Source organism: Amycolatopsis taiwanensis DSM 45107 (assembly GCF_000519205.1).
Lineage (GTDB): Bacteria > Actinomycetota > Actinomycetes > Mycobacteriales > Pseudonocardiaceae > Amycolatopsis_E > Amycolatopsis_E taiwanensis.
In genome coordinates this window covers 70,853-95,274 of the sequence record NZ_JAFB01000037.1, presented here as the reverse complement: position 1 = coordinate 95,274, position 24,422 = coordinate 70,853, and the positions used below count along the sequence as shown (strand labels likewise).

General features: G+C 68.8%; 21 protein-coding genes. 10 read left to right on the top strand and 11 right to left on the bottom strand.

The window, feature by feature from the left end; genetic code table 11:
* A partial coding sequence (locus tag A3CU_RS51475) for an NmrA family NAD(P)-binding protein (protein ID WP_156960574.1) occupies positions 1-107 on the bottom strand: 107 nt, incomplete at its 3' end.
* 375 nt (positions 108-482) lie between these two features.
* The gene (locus tag A3CU_RS0127290) at positions 483-728 is read right to left on the bottom strand and encodes a hypothetical protein (RefSeq protein ID WP_027944974.1); all 246 of its coding nucleotides are present in this window, start codon (positions 726-728) and stop codon (positions 483-485) included.
* An 868-nt stretch (positions 729-1,596) separates the two neighbouring features.
* Between A3CU_RS0127290 and A3CU_RS46845 the strand changes: the two genes are divergently transcribed.
* Entirely contained in the window at positions 1,597-3,549 is a 1,953-nt protein-coding gene (locus A3CU_RS46845) for a hypothetical protein (RefSeq protein WP_156960572.1), read from the top strand.
* 98 nt (positions 3,550-3,647) lie between these two features.
* On the opposite strand, the gene A3CU_RS0127280 is transcribed toward A3CU_RS46845, so the two are convergent.
* Both A3CU_RS0127280 and A3CU_RS0127275 read right to left on the bottom strand, forming a co-directional pair.
* Positions 3,648-4,931 carry a M20 family metallo-hydrolase gene (locus A3CU_RS0127280; RefSeq protein WP_027944973.1) on the bottom strand — a complete coding sequence of 428 codons (1,284 nt, stop codon included), beginning with the start codon at positions 4,929-4,931 and terminating at the stop codon, positions 3,648-3,650.
* Positions 4,932-5,295: 364 nt separating this feature from the next.
* The gene (locus A3CU_RS0127275) at positions 5,296-6,924 is read right to left on the bottom strand and encodes a thiamine pyrophosphate-dependent enzyme (RefSeq protein WP_027944972.1); all 1,629 of its coding nucleotides are present in this window, start codon (positions 6,922-6,924) and stop codon (positions 5,296-5,298) included.
* 213 nt (positions 6,925-7,137) lie between these two features.
* Here A3CU_RS0127275 and A3CU_RS0127270 point away from each other — a divergent pair, with 213 nt between their 5' ends.
* Positions 7,138-8,469 (top strand): MFS transporter, encoded by a 1,332-nt coding sequence (locus A3CU_RS0127270; protein ID WP_027944971.1) that lies wholly within the window; start codon positions 7,138-7,140, stop codon positions 8,467-8,469.
* A gap of 23 nt (positions 8,470-8,492) precedes the next feature.
* On the opposite strand, the gene A3CU_RS46840 is transcribed toward A3CU_RS0127270, so the two are convergent.
* Together A3CU_RS46840 and A3CU_RS0127260 are read right to left on the bottom strand one after the other, a co-directional pair.
* On the bottom strand, positions 8,493-9,764 hold the full coding sequence (locus tag A3CU_RS46840; RefSeq protein WP_052372246.1) for an RsbRD N-terminal domain-containing protein: 1,272 nt from the start codon (positions 9,762-9,764) through the stop codon (positions 8,493-8,495).
* Between the two features lie 72 nt (positions 9,765-9,836).
* Entirely contained in the window at positions 9,837-11,117 is a 1,281-nt protein-coding gene (locus tag A3CU_RS0127260) for an ArgE/DapE family deacylase (RefSeq protein WP_027944970.1), read from the bottom strand.
* Positions 11,118-11,625: 508 nt separating this feature from the next.
* Between A3CU_RS0127260 and A3CU_RS0127255 the strand changes: the two genes are divergently transcribed.
* Positions 11,626-12,306, top strand: coding sequence for a DUF2306 domain-containing protein (locus tag A3CU_RS0127255; RefSeq protein WP_027944969.1), 681 nt, complete (start codon positions 11,626-11,628; stop codon positions 12,304-12,306).
* A 10-nt stretch (positions 12,307-12,316) separates the two neighbouring features.
* Here A3CU_RS0127255 and A3CU_RS0127250 read toward each other — a convergent pair whose 3' ends face one another.
* Positions 12,317-12,634, bottom strand: coding sequence for an ATP-binding cassette domain-containing protein (locus A3CU_RS0127250; RefSeq protein ID WP_027944968.1), 318 nt, complete (start codon positions 12,632-12,634; stop codon positions 12,317-12,319).
* Positions 12,635-12,798: 164 nt separating this feature from the next.
* On the opposite strand from A3CU_RS0127250, the gene A3CU_RS52775 reads away from it, so the two are divergent.
* On the top strand, positions 12,799-12,942 hold the full coding sequence (locus tag A3CU_RS52775; RefSeq protein WP_156960571.1) for a hypothetical protein: 144 nt from the start codon (positions 12,799-12,801) through the stop codon (positions 12,940-12,942).
* 10 nt (positions 12,943-12,952) lie between these two features.
* Here A3CU_RS52775 and A3CU_RS0127240 read toward each other — a convergent pair whose 3' ends face one another.
* Positions 12,953-14,551 (bottom strand): outer membrane protein assembly factor BamB family protein, encoded by a 1,599-nt coding sequence (locus tag A3CU_RS0127240; RefSeq protein ID WP_027944967.1) that lies wholly within the window; start codon positions 14,549-14,551, stop codon positions 12,953-12,955.
* Between the two features lie 218 nt (positions 14,552-14,769).
* On the opposite strand from A3CU_RS0127240, the gene A3CU_RS0127235 reads away from it, so the two are divergent.
* The gene (locus A3CU_RS0127235; protein ID WP_027944966.1) at positions 14,770-16,839 is read left to right on the top strand and encodes an ArnT family glycosyltransferase; all 2,070 of its coding nucleotides are present in this window, start codon (positions 14,770-14,772) and stop codon (positions 16,837-16,839) included.
* A 295-nt stretch (positions 16,840-17,134) separates the two neighbouring features.
* On the opposite strand, the gene A3CU_RS50065 is transcribed toward A3CU_RS0127235, so the two are convergent.
* The 3 genes from A3CU_RS50065 to A3CU_RS0127220 all read right to left on the bottom strand — a co-directional run bounded on the left by A3CU_RS50065 (position 17,135) and on the right by A3CU_RS0127220 (position 19,820).
* A complete protein-coding gene (locus A3CU_RS50065) occupies positions 17,135-17,800 on the bottom strand; it encodes a PIG-L deacetylase family protein (RefSeq protein WP_027944965.1) in 666 nt (221 codons plus the stop codon).
* A gap of 46 nt (positions 17,801-17,846) precedes the next feature.
* Positions 17,847-19,145 carry a bifunctional glycosyltransferase family 2/GtrA family protein gene (locus A3CU_RS0127225; RefSeq protein WP_084143828.1) on the bottom strand — a complete coding sequence of 433 codons (1,299 nt, stop codon included), beginning with the start codon at positions 19,143-19,145 and terminating at the stop codon, positions 17,847-17,849.
* A 291-nt stretch (positions 19,146-19,436) separates the two neighbouring features.
* Positions 19,437-19,820 (bottom strand): hypothetical protein, encoded by a 384-nt coding sequence (locus A3CU_RS0127220; protein ID WP_027944963.1) that lies wholly within the window; start codon positions 19,818-19,820, stop codon positions 19,437-19,439.
* A gap of 244 nt (positions 19,821-20,064) precedes the next feature.
* Between A3CU_RS0127220 and A3CU_RS0127215 the strand changes: the two genes are divergently transcribed.
* The 5 genes from A3CU_RS0127215 (at position 20,065) to A3CU_RS46825 (ending at position 24,287) form a co-directional block, all read left to right on the top strand.
* The gene (locus A3CU_RS0127215) at positions 20,065-21,222 is read left to right on the top strand and encodes a metallophosphoesterase (protein ID WP_027944962.1); all 1,158 of its coding nucleotides are present in this window, start codon (positions 20,065-20,067) and stop codon (positions 21,220-21,222) included.
* A 626-nt stretch (positions 21,223-21,848) separates the two neighbouring features.
* Positions 21,849-22,007, top strand: a complete 159-nt coding sequence (locus A3CU_RS51470; RefSeq protein WP_211246524.1) for a hypothetical protein — start codon at positions 21,849-21,851, stop codon at positions 22,005-22,007.
* Between the two features lie 141 nt (positions 22,008-22,148).
* Entirely contained in the window at positions 22,149-22,493 is a 345-nt protein-coding gene (locus A3CU_RS0127205; protein WP_027944961.1) for an ArsR/SmtB family transcription factor, read from the top strand.
* Positions 22,490-22,729 carry an SRPBCC domain-containing protein gene (locus A3CU_RS46830; RefSeq protein ID WP_052372244.1) on the top strand — a complete coding sequence of 80 codons (240 nt, stop codon included), beginning with the start codon at positions 22,490-22,492 and terminating at the stop codon, positions 22,727-22,729. The genes A3CU_RS0127205 and A3CU_RS46830 overlap by 4 nt, the downstream gene beginning before the upstream one ends.
* A gap of 160 nt (positions 22,730-22,889) precedes the next feature.
* Entirely contained in the window at positions 22,890-24,287 is a 1,398-nt protein-coding gene (locus tag A3CU_RS46825; RefSeq protein ID WP_052372242.1) for an alpha/beta hydrolase family protein, read from the top strand.
* Positions 24,288-24,422: the final 135 nt, after the last annotated feature.

Genomic DNA, 24,422 nt, shown 5'->3' with positions numbered 1-24,422 from the left:
TTCGCCGGATTCCGCACGACCGCACGCACCCGATGTCCGGCCCGCACCAGTTCCGGCACCAGCCGACCGCCGATGTACCCCGTCGCACCGAACACCACGCACCGCATCGGTTCGATTCTCACGCACCACAGTCACCGCGAAGCCTCACGCACTCGACACCTGGCTAGCCGATTTCAGCCAGTGGTTCACCCACGGTTGACCAGCACCCGTGCCAGGTTCTCGACCGCGTCGACGGTGTCGGAGTGGTCGGCGCCCTGAGTCCGTTCCCGCTCGGCGATGTTCGTCCGCAATTCCGTCCCCGCTCGCGGTAGCGGTCGAACTGGTAGAGCACGGTGGCGAGGTTGTTGTGCGACCAGGCCTGCCGGTAAGGAAGCAATCACCAGCCGCGAATGGAGCTGATCGTCGTGGCTGCGCTGGCAGCCCGGGTCGAGGGCGTCTTGGTACGACCCGGTCAGTAGTTCCGGCTGACCAGGTGCGCGCGACTAACTCGCGGCCGGTCCGTCCTCCCACCCGGGCACGTCCTTCCCGAAGCTCCGGAGAATGCGCGCGAGTTGGGCGTAGGCGGACGGGTGGTACCGCTTGGACTTCGGATTGTTCGAGATGTAGGTGTGGAAGCCGTCCTTGACATCCCGGTCGTCGGTCGTCATGTGGATCGTCCCGGCGTCGTCGGCCCAGAGGTTCAGGCTGTCGATCTTTACCGACCTGATGTTGGGTTTCGTGCTGGCCATCGCCCGGCTCCCTTGTTTTTGGAGGACGCTGACGCTGACGTCGCTTGCACCATCGCCGCTGTTACTTCGTCACGCACCATCCGGGGTCGGTCCCGTGTGGTCGACGAGGACAAACTGATCTCGCCTGGAGCGTGCCGCAGTTCAGGAGGTGACAAGCGCTGCTTATCCCGTGGCGACGCGCGGCGAACACAGTCCCGCAACCGGGCGCACCGCTGATCGTGTACGTCCGACGGCTTCCTCGACGTCTTGGTATCGCTGCCCTTTCCCCACAGAGCGGCGGTTTACCAGGCAAGCGCCGCATCAAATTCCGCGAACGAGCCGATCATTTCCGCGGGCACCGACGTTCTGTTCGCGACCGCTGGTGTTCGACACGGTCACCTATTCGCGGCTGGGTGAGGTGACCGCCCGTCTTCTGCGGCTGGTGGTGGGTGCCTCTCGATCTCGAAGGCCACGCCGGCCGGACGTATAAGCACACGCCCCGGCAACATGCCTTCGGGAACCGACACACGAAGATCATCTCACGGTGTCGGCCGGCGCACAGAACCGGCCGCACCAGCCGAATAGCCACCTCCGCCGGCTCTGGCCGGCACCTTGACACCCCCGGCTCCTTCCGGAATCATCGCTGGCCGGGATCTTGATCAACAACGCTGGAAACACCGTTGCTGAGGTAGACCCAGCAACAGGCCGAGAAGAGTACCCGGAATGTCCGGTTCGGGCGGGGTTCTGGCGAGGGGGACGCGTTGAAAAGGTGTTCAAACGGGTCGTTTTGGGTGAGCGGCCGGCTGCGTGTCCCTCGGTTGCCGTCCGGGCATAGTGGCAGCTCATCAGCGGGCGTCCGGGTCAGGAACATCTCCAGCGGCGGGAATTCATGAAACAGCGCAAGCGGTTACCGTTTATTCTGGCCGCGGTCCTGGTTGTGATCGGCCTTGTGGTTGCGATGGTCTTGTGGCGCTCCGGCGGCCCATCCGCAGACCGTCAGCAGCGCCCTTGGACGACACCTCAGGCGCCGCCACTGACTCAGGTGGCACTTCCGAGCATCGACGCCAGCGCGGCGAACCGCCGAGCGCCGATTCCGGGCCTGCCCGACTGGTCGAAAGCAGGGTATCGCGGAGGCGCAGGGCTGCCGACCGACGCGGACATCAACCCCGACCCGAAATGCCGTATCGCGCCTGACGTCTCTCCGGGCGATGGCCGTGACGACACCGATGCGATCCAGTCGGCCATCGATCGGATCAAGCGGGATTGTTCGCCCACTGCCTCTTTCACCAAGCTCTCACTGATCACTCTGCCTGCGGGCGTGCTCGATATTACCCGGCAGATCAGCGTTGACGCGGACTACCTGATCATTCGCGGCCAGGGTGCCGATCCCGCTACCGGCACCCGATTCGTCTTCCACCCGGACGAAAACACCCGCTACGACGTGCTGACCAAGGACGGAAGCACCTGGGATCAGGACCGAATGGGGTTTCATGACGGAAACGGCGGTTGGCTCTGGCCTGGACGCGCGCTGTTCCGCGTGCAGTCGCGTGAAGTCGATCCCGATTACCGTAAAGACTATGAGTCAGCCCCGGCGAACCGGAAGGACATCTTCGAAGGTACCGTCAACGTACACTGGAAGTCCGGTGTGAAACTGCGGGAAAAGCCGGGCGATCCCGGTTTTTCGGCCCGCGCCGGAGACACGGTGATTCAGCTCGCCACGAAGGGTGAGATGAAGAACTTGAAGCCGGGTGGCTACGTTAACATCCGGGCAGCGAACAGCATGGCCTTCTACCAGCAGCAGCAGGCCTTGCCCACGGACAAGGACCTGCAGAACCTGCACATGCGCGAGCAGATCTTCACCATCACCGCGGTGGATCAGGCGGCGCACAGCATTACCATCGACAAGCCGTTGGAATTCGACGTGCCAGTGGACTCGACCTCCGATGGTTCGCCGAAAATCGACGGCAAGGTCTACGAGTCCAAGGCCGCGCCGTTGGTCGATCCCGTGGTGGGTGTCGGTCTGGAGAACTTCCACATCAGCGAGGACGTGCCCGGGTTGGACCCCGCGAAGGCGACGCAGAACTACAGCAACCTGTCGCCGGCGGACGCGCTGAACGGCATCGTGCTGAAATGGGCGGTCAACTCCTGGGTTCGTGGCCTCGGCACCTACATGACCGGCTCACACCCGATCGTCACCGAGGAAGCCAAGAACATCGAAATAGTCGGCAACAACCTCAACGGCGCGTGGAACAAGGGCGCCGGCGGCAACGGGTACCTGCGCGGTTCCCGGGTGTGGGACTCGCTCTACGTCAACAACGTGAGCCGGAACCTCCGGCACTTCACCTTCCAGTGGTCCGCTTCGGACAACGTGGTGATCGGCAACGACTTCGACTCCGACCTCAACCTGCACGGGGGCTGGGAGCGCCGGAACCTGTTCGAGCGGAACATCGTGCGGGTGCCCTACGACCACAAGTCAGGGAACTGCACCACGAACTGCGGTGGCGAAGGCATCTCCGGGTCCGACGACTCGACCTGGTACCCGATCTACTGGGCCGCTGGGGCCAAGGCGGTGAAATGGTCTGGTGCGTCCGGCCCGCAGAACGTGTTCTTCGGCAACACGATGACCAAGCAATTGACCCCGGATGGCCCTTACCTCCCTTACTATTCCGACCAGCACCGGATCTACCAGTTCGGCTGGAACGGCTCGGGTTACCAGCACCTGAGCCAGAACGGGGACCCCATCAAGGACTGGGCCGGGAACGAGGAAGGCGATTTCACCCAGGGCAACGGCGTGGACGCCTCGCTCACCGACCCCGGCACCTCGCTCTTCCTGAAAAACTGAATGCGGAATCTCCGACGCCAGTGCGACTGGGCCGGGCAGGTCCTGCTACGCGGGTCGACGTGGATATCCATGGCGACAAGAGTCGGAGGCCGGGCCGGTCACCCGGTGGCCAGCGCCCCGGCGGCAAGTCGGTCCAGGACCTCGGTGAGCAGGTCGACGCCGGCGCAGGCGTCGGCGTCGTGAGTCAGCTCGCCCTCATTGTGGCTGATGCCCTCGACGCTGGGTACGAAAAGCATCACCGTGGGGACCCGGCAATTCATGTTCACCGAGTCGTGCCCGGCGATGGTCATGATCTCCCGGTGGGACAGGCCCAGCTCCTCGGCGCACCCGGCGGCCAGTTTCACCCCCGCCGCCGGGAACGGGCGCACGCCCCAGTGGTGCGCGCCGGACACCGAGATCCGCACCCGGGCGGCCCTCTCGATCGCTGGGATCCGCTCGTGCAGCATCGCGTTGGCCCGCTCCAGCACCGCCTCGTCCGGCGAGCGCAGGTCCAGGTGCAGCCGGGCCTCGCGGGCCACGGTCACCGGGCTGTTCGGCTCGACGGTCAGCTGCGAGACCGAGGTGTGCAGCGGCGCCTCGGGAGTGGACAGCGCGTCGGAAATCTCCCGGGCGAGCACGGTGAGGTGCGCGGCGCCGAGCAGCGCGTCGCGGCGGTCGGCCATGATCGTCGAGCCGGTGTGGCTCTGCTCGCCCTCGACGGTGAGGAAGTACTTGTGCGCCGACCAGGTCGCATGCACGAGGCCGATGGTGTGGCCGCTCTCCTCCAGGCTCCGGCCCTGCTCGATGTGGATCTCGGCGTAGGCGACGACGTCGTCGATCACCGGGGCGGTCTCCCCGAGCTGGCCGAGCTCGGCCAGCCGGTCTCCCACCCGGACATCGCGCAGATCGCGGGTGTCCAGCGCGGTGTCGGCGTCGAGCAGGCCAGTGAACACCGAGCTGCCCATCATGCTCGGAACGAAGCGCGAGCCCTCCTCGTTGAACCAGTTCACCACGCCGACGTTGTACCGCGGCGTGGCACCGGCCTCGCGCCACCGCACGGCGAGGCGGTGCGCGGCATGCGTGGCGGCCAGGACGCCGTAGGCGCCGTCGTACCGGCCGCCGAACGGCTGGCTGTCCAGATGCGAGCCGACCAGGACGTACGGCGCGCCCGGGACGACGTCGAGCAGCCCGAACTGGTTGCCGACCCGGTCGAAGCACACCCGGAACCCACGTGCGGCGAGTTGCTCGCCGAGCCAGGCACGCTGCGCGGCGTCGGCGTCGGTGGCGGCCTCGCGGTGCACCCCGCCGCGCTCGGTGGCACCGAAAGTGGACAGGGTCGCGAAGTCGTCCAGGAAGGCGGCGTGCCGCTCGGTCGCGGCAGCGGCCGTGGTGTTCCCGGTCATCGGGGGTGCTCCTCTCAATCGGTGGGCGGGGCGCGTGCGGCCGGCGGTCCGGTGCCCCCGGCGTCGAGATCGCCTCGCGCGTCCGGCGGGGTGCGCAGGAGTGGGAACGGCAGCGTCGGCGCGGTTCCATCCGATCACGGCGGCCTTCCGGCGTCAGGAGCCCGACGCCGCGAAATCCTCGCCCCACGGTATGCATCTGCACAACGTTCCGAACCGCTCTGGACATGAATCCCCGGGCACTACCGCTACCAGGAGTGGCTCTTCAGCCCTTCGTGCAGTGGGCCGATGGAGCTCGTCGGGCGAAGACCCCGGCACCACGCTGGGCCGCTCCCCGCCGGAAGGGGAACGGCCGGGCGCTCCCGGATCAGGCCGCCGGGCCCCGGGTCTCGGGGTCGGTGAGCAGGTGTAGCACCGCGGGCCCGGGGGTGTCGAGCGCCTTCTGCAGGGCCACCTGGAACTCGGTGGTGTCGGTGACCGTCGCGCCGAACGCCCCGTAGGCGCGGGCCAGCGCGGCGAAGTCCGGGTTGGACAGAGCGGTGCCGCTCGGGCGGCCCGGGTAGTGCGCCTCCTGGTGCGCCCGGATCGTCGCGTAGCAGCCGTTGTCGACGATCAGCACCAGCAGCGGGAGCTGCCGCTCGACGGCGGCGACGAGCTCCTGGCCGTTCATCATGAAGCAGCCGTCGCCGGCCACCGAGACGATCCGCCGGCCGGGTTGCACCAGTCCGGCCGCGATCGCGGCGGGGATGCCGAAGCCCATCGCGCCGTTGCGTGGCGCGAGCAGCGAGCCGGGGCGGTGCGCGGGCAGATAGCGCTGCGGCCAGATCGCGTGGTTGCCCGCGCCGAAGGTGACGACCGGGTCGGACTCCAGTGCTCGTCGCAGCATGCCGAACGCGACGCCGAGGTCGACGCCGCGGTCGCCGTCGGGCGCGGGCCGCGACCAGGCTCGGTGTGCCTGGTGCGCCGCGCGCATCGGGGCCGGGTCGGCGTCCGGGCGCGGCAGCGCGGTCCGGGCGGCGGCCACGAACGCCGCCGGGGTCGAGACGACGGTCGCGTCCAGCCGCCCGTAGTGTCCGTGCGCGGCCGGGTCGGGCCCGACGTACACCGACGCCGCCTCGACCCCGAGGGTGTAGGAGTCAGTGGGGACGTCACCCCGTGGGCAGCCCAGCCAGATCTGCAGGTCGCTGTCGCGCAGCACGGCAGCCGCGGACTCGGAGCGGCCATACCCCAACGACCCGGCGTAGCAGGGGCTGTCGTGGTCGAGCGCGTCGTAGGCGCGGAAGTCGGTGAGCACCGGGAGCGCGGCGGCCTCGGCCCACTCCGCGAGGTCCCGCGCGGCCGCCTCGGTCCAGCCATCGCCACCAGCGACGACGACCGGCGAGCGCGCGCCGTGCAGCAACGCGGCGACCGCCTCGAGGTCCGCGACGGAGGGCTCCGGCCGAGCCGGAGCCCGCGGGGGGACGGTGACGCCGTCGGTCGGCTCGGTCAGCGTCGTCTCCGGCAGCCCGACGACGACCGGTCCGGGCCGCCCGGACACCGCTACCCGCATCGCCGCGGCCACGATCTCCGCCGCGGACGCCGCGTCGTCGAGCACCAGCACGCGCTTTGCCGTACTCCCGAACCAGGCGTTGGGGTCGAACTCCTGGAACGACTCGCGGTAGCGCTGGCCGGCCGGGATCAGGCCGACGAACAGCACCAGTGGCGTGGCGTCCTGCCACGCTGTGTGCACGGCGATCGCGGCGTTCGCCGCACCCGGGCCACGGGTCACCATCGCGACACCGGGGCGGCCGGTCAGCCGCCCCTCGGCGACCGCCATGAATCCGGCGCCGCCCTCGTGCCGGCACACGACCGTGTCGATCGGCGAGTCGTACAGTCCGTCGAGCACGTCGAGGTAGCTCTCCCCCGGGACGCAGTAGACTCGCTCGACCCCCGAGCGCTCCAGCTGGCGGACGACCAGGTGCCCGGCGCTGCACGGGCCGCTTTGCGGGATCGACATGACGACTTCCTCTCCTGGGTGGACGTGACGGACCACCAGCACAGCAGTCGCCGGCAGGGTGGAGAAGCGGCATCCGCCAGGCGAACCGGCGCTCCGGTTGTGCAGACGCCTACTGCGGGCCGGTCAAAGTCGGTGCACCGCGCACTTCCGTGACGTCGGCCTCATCTCCAATGCTGTGCGGACTGCATCACATCCCCGGACCGAGGAGACACGATGAGCGAGAGGTCCGGCCCCGCCGGGGCCGCGGCGGTGACCGACGCCGATGCCAAAAAGGTGGCGTTCGGTGCGTTCGTGGGCACCGCACTGGAGTGGTACGACTTTTTCCTGTATGGCACGGCCGCCTCGCTGGTGTTCAACCGGCTGTACTTCGCCACCGACGACGCGCTGGTCGCCACGCTGGCCGCGTTCGCGTCGTTCGCCGTCGGGTTCGCCGCCCGGCCGCTCGGCGCAGTGATCTTCGGTCACCTCGGCGACCGGATCGGGCGCAAGAAGTGCCTGATCGTGACCGTGACCTTGATCGGCGTTGTGACCACCCTGATCGGCCTGCTGCCCGACTACTTCGGGATCGGTCTCGCCGCGCCGGTCCTGCTGACGCTGTTGCGGCTGCTGCAGGGCGTCGCGGTCGGCGGCGAGTGGGGCGGCGCGGTCACCCTCGCCGTCGAGCACGCCCCGCCGAAGCGCCGCGGACGGTACGCCGCGATGCCGCAGATCGGCTCCCCGGTGGGCACCCTGCTGTCCTCCGGCGCGTTACTCGCGGTGTCGAACCTTCCCCCGGAGGCATTCGACTCGTGGGGCTGGCGACTGCCGTTCCTCGCCGCGTTCCCGCTGCTCGGCGTCGCGCTGTGGCTGCGCCGCCGGGTCGAGGAGTCCCCGCTCTTCGAGAAGTTGCTCGAACAGGACGAGCGCGCCTCGTCCCCGGTTCGCGAGGTCTTCGCCACCGCGTGGCCACAGTTGCTGGTGGGTGCCGGCACCGCGCTGCTCGGCGTCGGCGGCTTCTACCTGATCACCACGTTCGTGATCAGCTACGGCACCACCACGCTCGGCATGCCACGCTGGCTGCTGCTGGTCGCCACGCTGGCCGCGGCGACCGTGGAGATCTTCGTCCTGATCCTCGGCGGCCGGCTGGCCGAGCGCTACGGCCCCGCCCGGGTCACCGTGCTCGGTGCGGCGGGCTCAGCGCTGCTGGCGTTCCCCGCGTTCTGGATGATCGACACCACCGCGGCCGTCGCGGTCGTCCTCGGCGTGACCCTGGCGACCGCACTGCTGTCGATCCCCTACGCCGTGTCCGGCGCGCTGCTGACAGAGTTGTTCCCGCCGAACCTGCGCTACAGCGGCGTCGCGCTCTCCGCGAACATCGCCGGCGTCGCCAGCGGATTCGTGCCCCTGGCCGCGACCGCGTTGCTCGCGCTCGGCGGTGGCAGCTCTGTGCTGCCGACCCTGCTGTTGGTCGGGATCGCCCTGCTCACCTGCGGCTGCGGGCTGGCCGCGCCCCGCATGTTCGCCGACCGCGACCAGGTGACGACCGCGGATTCGGCGACGGTCTGAGCCCGTCGACCCGAGGAGACCGGTCAGCGACGGCCCGGCGCCGGCACCGCTGAACAGGCGAGCGCGAGCAGCACCACCGTCGCCTGGTCCGGCACGGTCACGTCGCGGCCGGTCAGCTCGGCGAACCGGCGGAGCCGGTTCAGCACCGTGTTGCGGTGGCACCACAGCTCCTGGGAGACCGCGGTGACCGAACCGGTGCGAGCCCACACGCGGATCGTCTCCAACAGGCGCTCGCGCTCGACGGGCTGCAGGGTGCTCAGTCCGCCCAGGACCGAAGCGACCAACTCCGGCCCGATCCCCCGGGCGCCGGACAGTCCGGCGGCCGCGACCGGCAGCCACGCGTCGTACGGGTCGACGGGCCCGGTCAGGTCCGGCAGCGCGTCCACCACCCGCAAGGCGGTCCGCGCGCTCACCGGCACGTTCGGCACCCCGTGCGCCAGTGGTCCAAGCACGCACGGCACCGTGTCCAGCAGGCCGCCGAGGCCGGACCGCAGCGCGCGGATCCCGGCCGGCCCCTCCTCCGGCGCCGCCACTGTCCACCGGGCGAGCAGCACCGCGTGCCGGGCCAGGGCCTGCACGTGCACCGGGCGGCCCCACGCGCCGAGAGTGTCCGCCGCGCGCCGCAACTGCGCACCGGCTGCCGCCGGGGCGACCACCACCAGCAGGTCGTCGTCGACGTCGACAGCGAGCGCCCGCGCGACCCGGGCGACGTCGTCCGGGCTCGGATCCGGGAGTACCTCATCGGGGCCGTCGACCTGACCGAGCAACGCCGCCACGAGTGTCGACCGCTCGCCCTGACGCTCCCGCGCGATCAACGCCGCCTCGTCCTGGTAGGCGACCTGCACCTGCAGCGCGTGCTCCTCCACCGCTGCCCACACCCGGTCGACCCGTTCCACCAGGAGTGGCCCGTCCTCGGGGCCGGCCTGGTCCCGCAGCGCGTCCCAGACGATGCGGAAGTTCAGCCGGACCGCAGTGAGGAGGTCGTTCAGCGGGACGCCGCGGTGCGCCCGGTCCCGGCCGATCGCGGTGCCCAGGTCGGACAGCCGGGCCGGCACCGGTGCACCGCTGGTCCGGCGCAGAAGGTAGTCGAAGGTCCGGGTTGCGTCGTCCTCCATCCGCTCGGCGGGGACGAGGCCGCGCGCGTACGGTGGCACCGACCGGACCCGGGCCAAAAACGCCTGGAACAGAGCGTCGGAGTCCCCGCGCAGCCGGGTGACGAGTGCCTCCCAGCGGGCGTCGGCGGCGGGCTCCCCCGCGACCGGACCCTCGTCGGCCCGGCCGTCGCTGCTGTGCATGTGCACATATTACGCCCCGACATGGGCCCGCCGTCGGTCGTCGACGGGCCTGGTCCGGGGTCGTGCGCGCGGTCAGTCCGCGATCGGCTCCACGCCGCACCACTCGGCGACGAACAGCGCGATGGTGGTGGTGATCCGGCGGATGGACTCGACCTCCACCCGCTCGTCAAAGCCGTGGATAGCCTCCGAGACCGGCCCGTAGACAAGGCACGGCATGCCGCCGTAGAGGGTGAATACCCGGCCGTCCAGATAGCCGGGGGTGGTGAAGGACTCCAGCTTCCCGCCGAACACCCGTTCGTGCGAGCGGGCCAGCACGACCTCGGCGTCGGAGCCCTCCTCCAGCACATAGCCCTCGGCGAAGAAGCCGGACGGGGTGGCGACGACAGCGTTGGGCAGGTCGATGGCCGCGGCCGACTTCGCCAGGGTGCCCTCGATCTCGGCCCAGGCGTCGGCGGCCGAGGTCCCCGGGTAGAGGGCTGCCCGGACGGTGAAGGTGCACTGCGCCGGGACGCTGGAGGGCCAGTCGCCGCCGTTGATCACGCCGAAGTTGAAGTTGATCGGGTGCTCGATGTCGTCGAAGTACCGGTGCTCGCCCCTGCGCCGGTTCCACTCGGCCTCGAGCGCGCGCAGGTCGTTCATCACCGAGTACGCGGCGTCGATGGCGTTCTGCCCGCTGCCCATCACCCGCAGATGGGTGGGAACACCGCGGACGGTCACGTCGAACCACAGCACGCCGACATTGGCGCGGACGAGCTTGTCGTCCTCCGGCTCGGGGATCACGCAGGCGTCCGCGGTGTACCCGCGCAGCAGCGCGGCCAGCGAGCCGTTACCGGTGCACTCCTCCTCGACCACCGACTGGACGTGGATCCGGCCGGTGGGCCGGAGTCCAGCGGCCGTCAGCGCACCCAGCGCGAACACGTTCGCGCCGATACCGGCCTTCATGTCGGCGCTGCCGCGGCCGTACATCCAGCCGTCGACGATGCTCGCGTCCCACGGGGATCGGCTCCAGTACTGGTCGGGGCCGGTGGGGACAACGTCGACGTGCCCGTTGAGGATCAGCGAGCGGCCCCGCTCGGCGACCGGGGTGTAGGTGCCGACGACGTTCTCCAGCGTGGCCGGGTCGACCGTCGTGGGGCCGTATCCCTTGTGCTCCCGCAGCTCCGGGGAGTCGATCACCCAGCGGTCGATCTCCAGGCCGGCCTCGCGGAGCGTGCCCTCGATGAGGTCCTGCGCGTCGGCCTCTTGAGTCCGCAGGCTCGGCCGGCGGACCAGCTCCGCGGTCCAGGCGAGCTGGTCGTCGAAGCGTTCGTTCACCGCCGCCGTGATACGCCCAGCGATCTCGGGATCGAGCATGCGGATCGTCCTCCGTCTCGTTCGAACCAGGTCTCGCGCGGTCTGCCGGCGAACCACGCGAACGGTGTCCACGGTCGCGTCGCGGCGGGTCCGCAACAAGAGGGGGCCGCACAGACCTGCCGTCGACCCGGGTGTGCACATCCACAATCTCCCCTGTTTCCCCAGGCCGACCGCCCCGGGCCGTCCTGGCACGGGCGGCCGGGCGCACGCGGGTGCGAGATCTGCTCGACGATCTCCACAACACTGCGCACTGACAGTTTCAACGCCATCCCTGGGGCCGAACGAAGCTATTTGTGTGCTGATCGCGAATTCGGAGACCTTTCTGGGAATTACGCTGCGGCGGTTAGAAATATGTACGTTTCGCCGCCGCTTCGGTCGCGCGATCTCCGTCGCCACGCCATGCATCCGTGTACGTCGCTGTACGTACGGACACGGCTCGCTCCGTGACGGATGACCGCGCCGCCTCGCCGCGAGATCATGGTGTCTCACCGAGTGGAAGGGCTGGTGCATGCGGAGACCAACGGCATGGCTGCTACTCATCGTCGCGATCGTTTTCGGTGCGGTGCTCACGTACCCGTACCTGAGCCTCGATATCGACAACAGTCGCCTCGACGTGCGTGACAGCCTGCACTACTCCGTACTGGTGGTGCACATCTTCACGGCCACGGTGGCACTCGTGCTCGGCCCCCTGCAGTTCATACCGAAGGTACGGGCACGCAAGCGGATCCACCGAACGCTCGGCCGGGTCTATCTCCTCGCCGGGGTTCTGCCGTCGGCCGTGGCCACGATCCCGGTCGCGATGTGGTCCGGACGCACCCTCACGCAAATCGGCCTGACCACCGCGGCCGTCCTGTGGTTGATCACCGGTGGCCTCGCGTACCGGGCGGCCCGTCGCCGCGACTTCAGCGCCCACCGGGCCTGGATGATGCGCAATTACGCGCTGACCTTCCTCGCCGTCACGTCGCGCATCCTCATTCCTGTGTTCCTGCTGCTCCAGATCCCGGTCCCCTTCGGTGGAACCGACGCGGGATCGAACGCGGATCGCGCGACCTCGATGATCCCGATCGGTCAGACGCTGGGGTGGATCATCAACCTGATCGTGGTCGAATTCCTCATCAGACGCGCCTCCGCGCGCCGGAAGCCCCCGTCGCGACCCGATCTTCATGCCGAAGACAAGGCGACTCGTTAGCCCGAAGTGGCTACTGGTCACGTCGACGCCCTCCCAACGCCCTGATGTCGGTCAACGCATCGTCGACGACCTGAAGCACCGTGCTGTCCGGCCCGAAAGGCAGTTCCTGCAACAGGAATCCACAGTCCGGTGGCCGGCTCACGCTGCCCGCGTCCGGTTCCTCGTCACCGGAGAGCAGACGGAGAAGCGTGGACTTGCCCACGCCGTTGTCGCCGACCAGCCCGAGCCGCTGGCCGGGGGACGCCGTCAGCGAGACGCCGTCCAGAACCCGCCGGTCGCCATAAGTCTTGACCAGGTCGCGGGCACACAAAAAGGGAATGTTCGACATGCGGCACCCAACCGCAGAAGGAGCTGGGCTGCCGCTCGCTTCCGATGCCGAACTGGTCGCATGGGCGAGTAACGTGGTTCGCCGGAAGCTCCGAGAAGGCTCAATCCACTGGAGCGCAATCACCGTCGAGGACGGCCACCTGCCGCGAGCCTGCGTCGTTCCGTGTGCTGAGCGCCTTCCTCGGCTCCTGGCAGGACCGGCTGACCGCGCGCAGCCGCGATTTCGTCGCCGGCGCGGCCCGGCTCGACGCCTACCTCACAGGCCGCGGGGCCGGCGCCACCATCGGCGCCGGCCCCGCGGACTCGTGAGCCGGATCGGTCAGTGACCCGGTAGCCCGAAGGCCAGCATGACCGCACCGTGTTCGGTGGGGTAGAAGGGGTAGAAGCCGGCCTGGGTGTAGACCATCCCGTTCGCGACCACCGCGCCGCCGCTGCCGGGCAGCGCCCCGCCGTGTCCGGTCAGGCCGTTGACACCGTTGAAGTCGCGGACCGTGTCGTACTCCCAGAGGACCGCGCCGGTCCGGGACGAGTACGCCCGCAGCTTGCCGTCGACGCTGCCCTCGTACACCACGCCAGGGCTGGAGGTCACCGCCGCCGCGTGTGCCAGCGTGCAGACGTCCGGAGACGCCGCGGCGCCGCCCCACGCGCACCCGTTGTCCGGGTTGGGGGTCTCCCACACGATGTCACCGTTCGCCGGGTTCAGCGCGAACAAGGTGCCCGGCTCCGCGTAGTAGGTCGCCACGTACAGCCGCTGACCGTCGTAGCTGGTGCCCCACTGGATGCCGCCGGTCGACGCCGCGTGGGACGTCTCGGACAGCTGCCGGCGCCACGAGACCTGACCGGTCTTCGCGTCGAACACGTGGTACACACCGCTCTTCTGGCCGACGCCCACCATCAGCCGGCCGTTGACCCGGAACAGGTTCGGTGCCGAGCTCAGGTCGTAGTCCAGCGCCGTGCCGTCCTTCTGCCCCGGGCAGTAGCCCTCGTTGTCGGGCTTGCGGCACGCGACCCGCCAGGTGTCGGCCCCGGTCACCTGCTGCTTCCAGAGCACCTTGCCGGTGCGCGCATCGACCGCGATCAGCGAGTCGAAGTCGCCGCCCCGGCCCGAGTAGTTCTGCCCGGTACCGAAGAACAGCGTGCCGGTCTGCCGGTCGAGCGCCGGGCTGCTCCAGATCCCGCCGCCGGACGGCTCGAACTTGGTGACGCCGCTCGGCCACGTGCCGACCGCCTGAGGCTCGGGCATCGTGTAGTACCGCCACACCAGGTTCCCGGTGTCCGCGTCCAGCGCGTCGAAGTGACCGCGGAAGGTGCAGCAGGGATACGTGGGCTCGGAGTGGTCGGTCTCGCCGGCCGACGAGCCGATGTAGATCTTGCCGTCGTAGTAGAGCGGCGAGCTGGTGTGCCGGGCGTCCGGGTGGTCCTCGTGTCTCTTGGCCCAGACCAGCTTGCCCGTGCGCTCGTCGAGGGCGTACACGTAGCCCTTGTCGTCGCCGAAATACACCTTCCCATCCGCCACGGCCGCGCCGTCCTGCACGAATACGGGGGCGGGCGCGACCGAAGCCAGGTCGAAGCTCCACTTCATGTCCCCGGTCCGCGCGTCGGTCGCATAGAACTTCCCGTCCGTGCCACCGAAGAATGCGGTGCCGTCGACGACGGCAGGCTGGCTTCTCGGTTCCTTGTCGGACTTCGGGTAGGCGAAAGCCCACTTCAGCTCGAGTCCGCCGACGTTGGCCGGGGTGATCAGGTGCTCCGCCGCGTTGTAGCGGGAACCCGACTCGTTCCCCTGCCAGGTCGGCCAGTCAGCCCGCGGGGCCGCCCGCGCGCGGTCACCGAAGCCCGCCCAAGCCGTCGAGTCGGTCAGCAGCAACGCCGCCAACACCAGCCCGATCATCAGCAGTTTCCTGCGACTTGTTTTCATGCTCGGAGCGTCACACGCTCGATAAGTCGTGTCCACGAAGCGGAATGTTTTTCCACGGTTTTTGTGAGTGATTCCCCGGGACATTGTTATCGGACGCCCCGAAAACGATGCTTAACGTCCCAGCCGCGATGGGACGGGGGCCTCACGACCCTGGGATGTCCCCACGCGAGGCTTGGTGTCGGCGACCCGATGTTTGGACCAGACAGGAAGGCAGCGGCATGACCGACACCGTGCGTTCGGACGATTCGACGTCCTCGACGACCGGCCCGCCAGGCGGGAGTGTGGCCACCCGGCCGGCGGGCGCCGGGACCACGCGCGGGCAGCGGTGGGCGCTGGCCGCGATCCTGCTGCTGGCGCTGCTGGTCAACGTCTGGGGCATCACCACGACGGGCTGGAGCAACTCGTTCTACGCGGCCGCGGTCAAGTCGATGCTCGGCGATTTCACCAACTTCGTCTTCGGCTCCTTCGACCCGGCCGGTGTGACCACTGTGGACAAGCCGCCGATGGCGCTGTGGCCGCAGGTGGTCTCCGCCTGGATCTTCGGTTTCCACGGCTGGTCGCTGCTGCTTCCGCAGGTGGTCGAGGCGTGCGCGGCGGTGTTCCTGCTGCACCGCACGGTCCGCCGGTGGGCAGGCGAGAACGCCGCGCTGCTGGCCGCGCTCGTGCTGGCCGTCACCCCCGTCGCGGTGACGGTCAACCGCTCCAACCTCCCGGACACGCTGCTGATCCTGTTCGGGGTGGCCGCCGCCTACGCGGTCACCAGGGCCGTGGACAAGGACGCGTCCGCGGGCAGCGCCACGAAGTGGCTGGCGCAGGCCGCGTTCTGGATCGGCTGCGGCTTCCTCACCAAGATGCTGGCCGCGTGGATGCTGCTGCCCGCCCTGGTGCTGGCTTACCTGTTCGGCCGCGACAGCACCTGGCGCCGCCGGCTGACCGACCTCGCCGTCGCCGCGGGGGTCCTGCTCGTCAGCTCACTGTGGTGGGTCGTGCTCACCTCGCTGTGGCCGGGAGACAAGCCGTTCATCGGCGGTAGCGAGGACGGCTCCGTCTGGAACCTGGTCCTCGGCTACAACGGCCTCGGCATGCTCTTCGGTCAGTCCACCGGCGGCGGGACCGACGGTGGTGCCGGCGGCCGGCCCGGGCTGCTGCGCATGTTCAACCTGAACAACGGCGGGCAGATCAGCTGGCTGATCCCGCTGGCGCTGTTCGCGCTCGTGGTCGTGGCGGTGGCCGGTGCACGCCGCGCGCTGCCCGCCGCGGACGAGCCCACCGCGGGCACGGACCGCACCCGCCGCGCCGGCTGGCTGCTGTGGGGCTGCTGGCTCGTGGTCGTCCTGCTCGTGTTCAGCTACCAGGAAGTCGCCCTGCCGTACTACACCATCGAGCTGGCACCGGCGATCGCCGCGCTGACCGGGGCCGGGCTCGTGGTGCTGTGGCGCTACTACCAGAAACCGGACGGCGCCGGGTGGCTGCTGCTGCCCGCCGGGATCGCGCTCACCGCGGTCTGGGCCTGGATGGTCATCTCGAGGGACACCTCGTGGCAGGGCTGGCTTCGGTACGCCGTCGCGGTGGTCGCCGCCGTCGCGGTGCTCGGCCTGCTCGCGGCCAGGCGCGGTTCCGGCGCCCTGCGGCGGGTGGCCGTCCTGGCCGGAGTGGTCGCGGTGGTGCTGGCCCCGGCGGTGTGGTCAGTCACCACGGCGCTGACCGCGGGCAAGGCGCTCGCCACCGGTGACACGTTCACCGCGGGCCCGTCGCAGGCTGTCAGCCTCGGCGCGGGCGCGCCGGGCCTGCCGAGCGGGCAGCAGCTGATGACGATCATGCGCACCGGCGAGCTGCCGAGTGGGCGCCGGATCGGCAGTGCCGACCTGTCCGCCGAGCAGCGGCGCATGCTGGACTACGTGCGGCGCAACTCCGGCGACGCCGAGATCAAGCTCGCGTTCGAGGGCGGCTCCGTCGCGGCGTCGACCTACATCATCGACAGCGACACCACGGTGGTCGGCATGGGCGGGTTCGTCGGCCGCGACCCCGTGCCCATGCCGAACCAGCTGGACCAGTGGCAGCGCGACGGCCGCCTGGCGTTCGTGTTCAGCTACAGCGATATCAAGATGTCGTTCGGCCCGTTCGGGCCCGGCGGGACCGAACGGACGAAGTGGGTGCTGTCGCACTGTACGGCCGTGCCCGCGAGCGCGTACGGCGGGAAGACGGCCGCCCCTGGCCAAGGACAGCTCAAGATTCCCAACTTCCTGGGCAGCAGCGCCGACACGCTGTACGACTGCACTCGCAGGTAGCGACCGGACACAACCCCCTCGGCCCGGCCGGCGTGCACCCGCACGCCGGCCGGGCCGACTCTCGTTGGCGGGTACCACTTGTCCACTCGGGTGGTCCTCGGCGCACACGCGCTCCTGCGTGTCCGGCAACACGATGGTGTACCCCACCCCTCGAGCCCTATGCGTACGGCGGTGTGCGGCGCCACCAGTGCGGTCCAACCAGGCATGCCAAGACCGGGTGACTCCGTTATGGCACACCAAAAGGCGGTGCCCGCGAGCCGTGTGGCTCGCGGGCACCGCCTTCGCGCGGACCAGCCTAGCGGCGGAACTCAGGCAGCGGCAGGACCGCCTTGGCGACGACGTACGCCTCGTAGAAACGCGGGTTCTCACCGTCGCCGTACGCGCCGGCCTGGAGGGCCCACCACTTGCCCCGGGTCGTGACCAGCTCCCGGCTCATGAACGGCTTGCCCGCCTCCGACTTGTAGCAGGCAAGGGCCTCCAGCTTGAGCTCCATGAAGTCGGTGATGTCGCTGTACAGCTGCGGCGTGAACGAGTCCGCGAGACACGGCGGCTCACCCTGCAGCACGAGCCCGATATCGCTCGACCGGTTCGCCACGGCGGTGGTGACCTTGCCTACCACCTGGTGGTCCTGATGCTCCCGGTCGCCGGGATAGTGCGTGAGCACGATCGACGGCTGGATGCGTCTGACGTGCGACTCGATCCGGCTGAACACCTCCCGCTGGGGAGCGAGGTAGCCGTCCTCGAAGCTCTCGACGATCAGCTCGCTGCCCACGACCTCGGCGGCCATCCTGGCTTCCTTGGGCCGGAGATGGGATTGCCCGGAATTGCTGTTGCGTCCATCAGTGAGCGACAAAACGCACAACGCGTAGCCCTGCTCGCGAAGCGCGGCGAGGGTGCCGAAACAGGCGAGCTCGGCGTCGTCTGGATGGGCAAAGACCGCCAGCGCGACAGGTCTTCCCATTGGTCCTCCGCAACTAGGAAAGTGAACAGGATTGGTCGGCCTACGTTCAGACCGTGGCCACGGCCTTGCGCGCCTTGCGCCGGAAGACCCAGTTACGCAGCATCACGAACCGGCCGACCGACCCGATGAGCGACGAGGCCGCCAGCACCACGAGTTCCAGAAGCCGTGACGCGTCGGGGATGAGCCCGTGCAGCAACAGCAGCGCACCGGACGTGAACGCGTAGTACAGGCCGAACACGATGAGCCCCTGGACGTGCACCTGGCCGGTGCGCTGGGACCGCGCGTGGAAGGTGAAGCGCCGGTTCGCCTCGGTGTTGAACAGCGTGGCGATCACCAGCGCGCCGAGGTTCGCCACCAGCAGCGGGAACCACATCCGCAGCAACGTGTACAGGCCGAGGTGCACGGCCAGGGACAGCGTGCCGATCGCGGCGAACGCGAACAGCTGCGAGAGCAGCCGGTTGTCCTGGCGGCCCAGTACCGGGTCCGGGTGCTGGGGCCGCGGCTCGGGCCGCTCGGGCAGGCCGGCGATGCGGGCCTTGCCCGCGGACTTGGTGCGGAGCATCCTGAGCAGCCCGCGGATGTCGTGCCACGCGGTGTAGGCCACGTCGACCCGGGTGTCCACGTCCTCCAGCCAGTCGACGGGCACCTCCTGGATCCGCAGGCCGTTGTGCTCGGCGAGCAGCAGCAGTTCGGTGTCGAAGAACCAGCCGTCGTCGCGGATGTGCGCGAGCATCGGGCGGATGACGTCGCGGCGGGCCGCCTTGAACCCGCACTGCGCGTCCCGGAACCGGGCGCCGTGGGTGAGCCGGATCAGCGCGTTGTAGGTGCGCGAGGTGAACTCACGCTTGATGCAGCGCACGATCTGCGCGCCCGGCGCGTGGCGGGAGCCGATGGCTATGTCCGAGTGTCCGGTGGCGAGCGAGGTCACCAGCGGCACGAGGGCGTCCAGCCCGGTGGACAGGTCGGCGTCCATGTAGACCACGACGTCGGCGTCGGACAGACCCCACGCGTAGCGCAGGGCCCGGCCGCGGCCGGGGACGTCCAGGTGCCGCACCCGCACGCGGGGGTCCTGTGCGGCCAGGCCGTTCGCCACGTCCATGGTGCCGTCGACGCTGCCGTTGTCCATGATCGTGATGGTCCAGTCGTACGGGAAGTGGTCGCGCAGGTAGGCGCGCAGCACCTCGATGGTGCCGGTGAGCACCCGCTCCTCGTTGTAGACCGGGATGACGATGTCGACCGTCGTGGTCCACAGCGGGTTCTTGGCGGGGCTGCCCACCCCGGGAGCGAAGCCGTTGCCATCCACTGTGCCGTCCGGAATCACCGTTTCGCCAACGGATTGTTGCATTACCGCTCTCCCTACTCGACTGATGCACTCCCGAAATAGTTTTTGTTGCGCGCCGGCTCGGTCATCGGTGGATTGCGTCCCCGGAGAGAGTGGTCGCAACTTTCCTCAGAATCATCTGTCGAAAGCGTTCCCATCGTCTTGAGCCGTGGGTCATCAGCACGGCGGGAACGTGCTAGCGGGAATGCGACCGCGGGAGACCTCCACACAGCAGAAAGCCTCCGTCGACCCGGGAGTCGATGGAGGCTTTCTTCTCCGACGCCGCGGCCCCGCGACGAAGAGAGGCGGGGTGAACTAGCTCTGCGTGCCGGCCTTGGCCGTGCGCATTCCCGAGATCGTCAGTGTGATCCCGAAGATGAGCGTGGCGACCACGCCGATGACCTGGATCCAGGTGCCCAGGAAGGCGAGGAAGTCGCCGGGGTGGCCGAGGCGCGCGAGCGACTCCGACCGTGACACGAAGCCGATGATCATGAACACGCTGACCAGGACGCCGAGCAGCGGCACCCAGGCCCAGGGCAGGGCCAGCACGAGGAGCGCTCCGACGACGAAGATGATCGCGCCCGGGGGAACGGCGTCGTAGTTGACCCCGCCGGCCTTCTGCAGATAGATGCCGATGGCGCCAGCCAGGAGTCCGCCCCAGACAGGCGCTCGACGCGAAATGACCGAGTCATTGCTCATGATTGCTCCTTGTCTGCCACTGAATGAGTCCGAGGCCGCGAATGCCCCTGGGTGCTACTTTCGTGGGAACGGACAGAAACGACATCCGTTCAGCCACGTATCCCGGGCTACGCAGACTTGCGTAGCTTCGGCGGTGTGGGCGCGGATGGACGGTCGAGCACGGCTCGTACGCGGATCGACGTAGACGCGGTGCCGCCCGGCAGCGGATGTGCGCGGCAGCGGCCTGCTGGCACGATGATCAACGATGCCTTTTTATCACACACCGCTGGCCATCGGACTGAGCCTGTTGCACGTCTACGTGTGGTGGCGCGTGGTCAAACAGGGGATGGCGCCCGGCCCCCGCAGGCGGATCGTCACCGGCCTGCTCATCGTGCTCGACCTGTTCATGGTCGCGGCCCTGCTGCTCAGCACGCGCATGCCGCCGTCGGACACGCTGTGGTTCGCGTGGCCCGGCTGGGTCTGGTTCGGGATGTTCTTCTACGGCGTCCTCGTCGTGCTGGTGCTGGAAATCCCGCGCCTGTTCCTGCGCGGCTGGGTCCGCCGCGACCGCGACCCGGACAAGAACGGGATCTCCCGCAGGCAGTTCCTCGCCAGGGGGACCGGGGTGATCGCCGGCGTGACCGCGGTCGCCGCGGCGGGCTTCGGAATTCCCGCCGCGTTCGCCGACCCGAGGATGCGCACCGTGCGCATCCGCCTGCCGCGCCTGGATCCTAAGGCGAGCGGCTGCCGGATCGCGCTGGTCAGCGACCTGCACCTCGGCTCCCTGCGCGGGCGCGGATTCACCCAGCGGGTCGTCGACATGATCAACGACTCCCGGCCCGACATCGTCGCCATCGCCGGCGATTTGGTCGAGGGCACGGTCGACCACCTCTCCGACGCCGTCGAACCGGTACGCGAGCTGCGCAGCACCCACGGCACGTTCTTCGTGACCGGAAACCACGAGTATCACTACCGCTACACCGAATGGGTCGACTACGTCCGCACGCTCGGCGTCCGGCCGCTGCTCAACGAACGCACGACGATCACACACAACGGGGGGCAGTTCGAGCTCGCCGGGGTGCTCGACCCGGGCGCGCTGGTCGAGGACGGGCAGGGCCCGGACGTCGCGCGCACGTTGCGCGGCTGGGACAAGGAGCGGGCGATGGTGTTGCTCGCGCACCAGCCGAGCGTCGTCCACGACGCCGCCGCGGCCGGGGTCGACCTGCAGCTGTCCGGCCACACCCACGGCGGGCAGATCGCGCCGTTCAACCTGCTGGTGGCGGCCACCCAGGTGGCGGTGTCCGGCCTGTCCACCCAGGGCGACACGCAGCTCTACGTCACCAGCGGAGCCGGCTTCTACGGTCCGCCGATGCGGGTCGGCGCGCCGTCGGACATCACGATCGTGGAACTCCACTCCGACTAGCCATGACAGACCGCTGAAGACGGAGGGGCTGGCATGCAATCTCGCCATCTCAGCGTGACCCGTATCGGCGGCCCGGAGACAATGGAACGTGCAGGCGGGACAACGGATCCTGGTGTCGACTCCTACCTGGTTGCGGCGATCACCGGCCAGTCCCCTACCAGGCGGAATACGTCCTGGAATCGCTGTTCGACGACAACCTTGTCAAGCGGCGAACCAGTGGGCGTTTCTACTTCCATGCTCGTTTACTACCTGTACCGCCTCCACCTGGTGCAAATGTCTGGACGGCAGTATCAACGACGCTGTCCCCGAAGTCGAGCACACGCCTGAGTACATAAGGAAGGTCGACTCTACCGAGGCTGCCATCGACGCCCTGAATGCCGAGTACGGCAACCTTCTCGCGGTTGCGAGGTTTGCGATTGAGCATGACTGGCACAAGTACGCCTGCCAGCTGCCCTGCTCTCTCCAACCATTGTTGGGACTGCGCAACAACGACGGGCGTGGTTCCCACTCGTTGTTCCAGGGCGCCGATGCGAGTACAATAGGTAAGTTCGAGCATGGTCGAGCATTTGCCATGCTGGGCCTCACCGGGGTACACCGGTCTCTCGGTCGCCTGAATTTCGCCTCGCGTGAAAAAAGACGACGCCAAGAAGTGGATTAGCAGCCTGAAAAGGCTTGCAGCACAAGGGATCGACCCGAACACGGCAACCATGGCACTCGCCGGCTACGGCGAAGCGAACATGGAACTCGCGCTGCGCGGGTTGGAGGCGAAGACCACCGACCCTTAGTTGGCGGGCTGGCGGAAACGGGTCGTGCCGACGCTCGGCCACCTGCCCGTCTCCATGATCACCGCGCGACTGCCGCTTGACCCGTCCACGCCGACCTCGTATATTCAACGCATCGGTTGATAAAGAGATGAGTTGAACAACGTGACTGTTGACGAGGTGGAGGAGAGGCTGGACCGGGCGTTCACCGCGTTGGGCGACCCCGTCCGGCGGGCGATGATCGCCCGGCTGTCCCGTGGCGAGGCGACCGTCAACGAGCTCGCCGAACTGTTCCCCATCACCAAGCAGGCAGTCTCACGGCACATCCAGGTACTGGAGACGGCCGGGCTGATCACCCGCAGCCGGGACGCCCAGCGCCGCCCCTGTCACTTGAACGCGGCCGCCCTGGAGGAGCTGACCAGTTGGATCGACCGGTACCGGCTGGCCGTCGAGCAGCAGCACCGCCGCCTCGACGCGGTGCTGGACACCATGAAGGAGCAGAAGAAATGAACGAGACCACGGTCGTGGCGAACAAGCGGATCGTGCAGACCTTCCAGTACGACGGTCGGCCGAACGACGTCAGCCTCGAGTCGCTGACCTTCGAGGACCTCGGTGGACGTACCCGCGTGCGCACCCGCTCCGTCTTTCCCTCCGTGGAGAGCCGGGACGGGGCGATCGCCAGCGGCATGGAGAACGGCCTGCGTGACTCGATGGCGCGGCTGGAGAAGGTGCTGACCTCCCAATGACCGGCCGGACCATCCCCAACACCCTGCCACGCCGCTGACCGGCAGTCCCTACAGCCCGCGCGAAACCCACCCACTGACAGGACAGACCCGACGCGCAGGACATCTGTGTCCTGCGCGTCGGGTCCTCGAGAGTTCGAGTGAGCGAAGGAGAACAGGCCCCATGAGACAACCTCGATGGCGCACCTTGGTGGTACTACTGGTTGGTCTGGTTGCCGGGCTGACCGTCGCCACAGGCACCGCAGGTGCGGTGGAGCCGGGACGGCACACCTACACCGGCACCCTCAACGGCGCCGACTATCGGGTCGAGACGCCGCAGCACTGGAACGGCACGCTGATCCTGTTCAGCCACGGATATGTGCCGGAGGGCGTCCCGATTCCGCCCGGGATCCCGCTCGCCAACCGGGCGGAGACCGAGCAGTGGTTACTCGATCACGGCTACGCGCTGGCCGGGTCCGATTTCCGGGGCCGGGTCGGGATGGTGGCCAAGGAAGCACTGGAGGACCAGATCGCGCTGTTGGACTGGTTTGATGCCACCATCGGCAAACCCCGGCGCACGATCGCCAGCGGGTTCTCCATGGGCGGTGGCATCGCGACGCGCCTCGCCGAGCGCAATCCGGGCAGGTTCGACGGTGTGCTGGCCATCTCCGGCCAACAGGACGTGCAGGCGACCATGAACCGCGGACTGGACGTCACCTTCGCCGTCCGCACCTTGCTGACCGACGACCAGCGACTGGAGTTGGTCAAGGCAGTCGACCCCGGCCACAGCGTGCAGGTACTGCAACGGGCCGTTCAGCAGGCACTGACCACCCCGGCGGGCCGGGCGAAGCTGGCACTGATCGGCGCCATCGGTGGCCTGTCGGGCTGGGCAAGTGCCCACCAGCCACAACCGACCGACCTGGTCGAGCGGATCCGTCAGCAGGAGTGGTGGATCGAATCGGCCTACATCGCGACTCTCGGCCCCCAGGGCAGGCTGGACATCGAACGGCGCGCGGGCGGCAACCCGTCGTTCAACGTCGGCGTCGACTACGCCGGGGAACTCGCCCGCTCCGGCCAGCGTGACCTCGTCGAGCAGGCGTATCGAGCAGCGGGTGCGGACGTACGGGACGACCTGCGGCGACTGGCCGACGCGCCCCGTGTCACGCCGGATCCGCAGGCGCTGTGGTGGATGTACCGGTTCGGTGTCACCGCCGGCACCACGCCGACGCCGGTGGTGACCCTGCACGGCGTCGCCGAGGGCATCGTCGCCTCCGACGCCCGCTGGTACGGCGAGCAAGTCCGCCTCGCCGGCCACCCCGACCGGCTGCGCCAACTCTACGTCGGCCGCGGCGACCACGGGCCGTTCAGCGCGGCAGACGAGATCCTGGCCCTGCAGACGTTGCTCGACCGAGTGGAGACCGGAACGTGGCCGGACACCAGCCCGAACACCCTGAACACCCGGGCCGCGACCTTCACCCCACAGCAGCAGACCGTCTTCGACATCTTCACCGCCACTGAGCAGATCCAGCCGCCGGCATTCACCGGCCAGCAGCCACCTCGCGCATTACGCCCCTCGCTGTAGCCCATCCGTCCTGAGGTCGAGACACGTGTGACGTCCGGCCTCAGGACGGATCAGCACCTTGCCGTTGGCCTTTCCCGTCCACCGTTCGCGTGTCGCGATCGTCCAGGTCCGGAACGCCCTCGGCCGCAGGAATCA

Excerpts from the sequence above, each read along its gene's own strand:
- A3CU_RS46825 (WP_052372242.1), top strand. The coding sequence starts at position 22,890 with ATGAGACAACCTCGATGGCGCACCTTGGTGGTACTACTGGTTGGTCTG.
- A3CU_RS46845 (WP_156960572.1), top strand. The coding sequence starts at position 1,597 with ATGAAACAGCGCAAGCGGTTACCGTTTATTCTGGCCGCGGTCCTGGTT.
- A3CU_RS0127235 (WP_027944966.1), top strand. The coding sequence starts at position 14,770 with ATGACCGACACCGTGCGTTCGGACGATTCGACGTCCTCGACGACCGGC.
- A3CU_RS0127220 (WP_027944963.1), bottom strand. The coding sequence starts at position 19,820 with ATGAGCAATGACTCGGTCATTTCGCGTCGAGCGCCTGTCTGGGGCGGA.
- A3CU_RS0127225 (WP_084143828.1), bottom strand. The coding sequence starts at position 19,145 with ATGCAACAATCCGTTGGCGAAACGGTGATTCCGGACGGCACAGTGGAT.
- A3CU_RS0127290 (WP_027944974.1), bottom strand. The coding sequence starts at position 728 with ATGGCCAGCACGAAACCCAACATCAGGTCGGTAAAGATCGACAGCCTG.
- A3CU_RS0127280 (WP_027944973.1), bottom strand. The coding sequence starts at position 4,931 with ATGACCGGGAACACCACGGCCGCTGCCGCGACCGAGCGGCACGCCGCC.
- A3CU_RS46840 (WP_052372246.1), bottom strand. The coding sequence starts at position 9,764 with ATGCACAGCAGCGACGGCCGGGCCGACGAGGGTCCGGTCGCGGGGGAG.
- A3CU_RS0127240 (WP_027944967.1), bottom strand. The coding sequence starts at position 14,551 with ATGAAAACAAGTCGCAGGAAACTGCTGATGATCGGGCTGGTGTTGGCG.
- A3CU_RS0127215 (WP_027944962.1), top strand. The coding sequence starts at position 20,065 with ATGCCTTTTTATCACACACCGCTGGCCATCGGACTGAGCCTGTTGCAC.
- A3CU_RS0127260 (WP_027944970.1), bottom strand. The coding sequence starts at position 11,117 with ATGCTCGATCCCGAGATCGCTGGGCGTATCACGGCGGCGGTGAACGAA.
- A3CU_RS0127250 (WP_027944968.1), bottom strand. The coding sequence starts at position 12,634 with ATGTCGAACATTCCCTTTTTGTGTGCCCGCGACCTGGTCAAGACTTAT.
- A3CU_RS50065 (WP_027944965.1), bottom strand. The coding sequence starts at position 17,800 with ATGGGAAGACCTGTCGCGCTGGCGGTCTTTGCCCATCCAGACGACGCC.
- A3CU_RS0127270 (WP_027944971.1), top strand. The coding sequence starts at position 7,138 with ATGAGCGAGAGGTCCGGCCCCGCCGGGGCCGCGGCGGTGACCGACGCC.
- A3CU_RS0127255 (WP_027944969.1), top strand. The coding sequence starts at position 11,626 with ATGCGGAGACCAACGGCATGGCTGCTACTCATCGTCGCGATCGTTTTC.
- A3CU_RS46830 (WP_052372244.1), top strand. The coding sequence starts at position 22,490 with ATGAACGAGACCACGGTCGTGGCGAACAAGCGGATCGTGCAGACCTTC.
- A3CU_RS0127275 (WP_027944972.1), bottom strand. The coding sequence starts at position 6,924 with ATGTCGATCCCGCAAAGCGGCCCGTGCAGCGCCGGGCACCTGGTCGTC.